We start from the raw sequence: 1,617 nt of genomic DNA, 5'->3' as shown, positions 1-1,617 counted from the left end.
CGATGGCCGTCCTGCCCCCCGGGCAGCCCTCACCCCACACCGCCGGAGGCCCCCGCCCCCCTTACCGGGCTCGATGTTGGACCAACAGCGACCGCTAACCGCGCTCCGGGGGCCTCTTCTCGTCCTCCCGGGCGAAAAGCTGCAACAGCCAGGAGGAGAACGACCCCGTCACCGCCCCCAGCAGGGCAAGCCCGCAGAGCATCAGCAGCGCAGCGACCACCCGGCCGCCCGGGGTGACCGGGGTGACGTCCCCGTATCCCACCGTCGTGAGGGTCTCGCACGCCCACCAGGCCGCGTCGCCGAAGGTGCGGATCGTGGTACCCGGCGCGCCGTGCTCCTGGTGGTAGACGGCGAGCGCGGCGGAGAATCCGATCAGCAGCGCCGTCATACCGGCGTACGTCATCACGCGCGCGTACAGGTCCAGCCGCGGACGGTCCCTTCGCTGCTGGACCGCGCTGTAGACCCGGACCAGGCGCAGGGGGCGCAGGAGCGGCAGCACGAGCACCACCGTGTCCAGCCAGCGGGCGCGGACGAACCGGAGGCCGAGCCCGCTCAGCCGGAGCCGTACCGCGTAGTCCACGAGGAAGAGCAGCCAGGTGGCGCCGACCAGGGCGAGGGCGAGATCGCGCCAAGGTTCGGCGTCATGGGGGGCGAGGACGCGGACCGCGTACCCGGCGAGGAAGATCAGCGAGGCCACGAAGAGGGGCACCTCAGCGCGTTTCTCCCAGTGTGTCAGCCTGCCGGGGGCGGAATCGGTGGGGCGGTGGCTCATGGCCACAGCATTGCGGGCCGCTGTCGGGCCGGGCCCCGGCGACACGCTTCGCGGGGCCGAAGCAATATGCTGATCGGCATGACGAGTGAGCCGGAGCAGCAGATCGGAGTGGGAACGCCCGACGCGTTCCAGCGCCTGTGGACGCCCCACCGGATGGCCTACATCCAGGGGGAGAACAAGCCCAGCGGCCCGGGCGCCGAGGACGGCTGCCCGTTCTGTGTGATCCCCGCCAAATCGGACGAGGACGGGCTGGTCGTGGCACGCGGTGAGCGCGTCTACGCCGTGCTGAACCTCTATCCGTACACCGGTGGACATCTGATGGTCGTCCCGTACCGGCACGTCGCCGACTACACGGACCTGGATGCCGCGGAGACCGCCGAGCTGGCCGACTTCACCAAGCGTGCGATGGTCGCGCTGCGGGCGGCCTCGGGGGCGCACGGCTTCAACATCGGCATGAACCAGGGTGCGGTGGCGGGCGCGGGCATCGCCGCCCATCTGCATCAGCATCTGGTGCCGCGCTGGGGCGGGGACACCAACTTCATGCCGGTGGTCGGTCATACGAAGGTGCTGCCGCAGTTGCTCGGGGACACCCGCGCGATGCTCGCGGGTGCCTGGCCCGCCGTGCTGCCGGCTGTCTGACCCCCCCTTTCTCGGCCTCCGAGGCTCCTGCTCGCCTCGTGTGCGGTTCCTGCCCGGCTCCTGTGCGAAAGGGGCGCCCCCCGCCGGTTGCCGGGGGGCCCCCATCGCAGTGCCCGGGCCGGCCGAACCCGCGTACAACGGGGGCGTCATGGGGGCCCCCGACAGGACCCATACCCATGAGACCAAAGAACGGGTTTTCTATCCTT

Annotated in this window: 2 protein-coding genes; one reads left to right on the top strand and one right to left on the bottom strand. The window is 71.1% G+C overall.

Annotated elements, in window-relative coordinates; genetic code table 11:
• Positions 1–94: 94 nt before the first annotated feature.
• Entirely contained in the window at positions 95–772 is a 678-nt protein-coding gene (locus tag ACFWSK_RS37755) for a potassium channel family protein (RefSeq protein ID WP_383796715.1), read from the bottom strand.
• Between the two features lie 66 nt (positions 773–838).
• Here ACFWSK_RS37755 and ACFWSK_RS37750 point away from each other — a divergent pair, with 66 nt between their 5' ends.
• The gene (locus ACFWSK_RS37750) at positions 839–1,411 is read left to right on the top strand and encodes an HIT family protein (RefSeq protein WP_383796713.1); all 573 of its coding nucleotides are present in this window, start codon (positions 839–841) and stop codon (positions 1,409–1,411) included.
• Positions 1,412–1,617: the final 206 nt, after the last annotated feature.

The organism is Streptomyces sp. NPDC058620 (genome assembly GCF_042717135.1).
GTDB lineage: Bacteria > Actinomycetota > Actinomycetes > Streptomycetales > Streptomycetaceae > Streptomyces.
This window is presented reverse-complemented; position numbering and strand designations above follow the sequence as displayed.

Coding starts and splice junctions, on each gene's coding strand:
- ACFWSK_RS37755 (WP_383796715.1), bottom strand. CDS start 772: ATGAGCCACCGCCCCACCGATTCCGCCCCCGGCAGGCTGACACACTGG.
- ACFWSK_RS37750 (WP_383796713.1), top strand. CDS start 839: ATGCTGATCGGCATGACGAGTGAGCCGGAGCAGCAGATCGGAGTGGGA.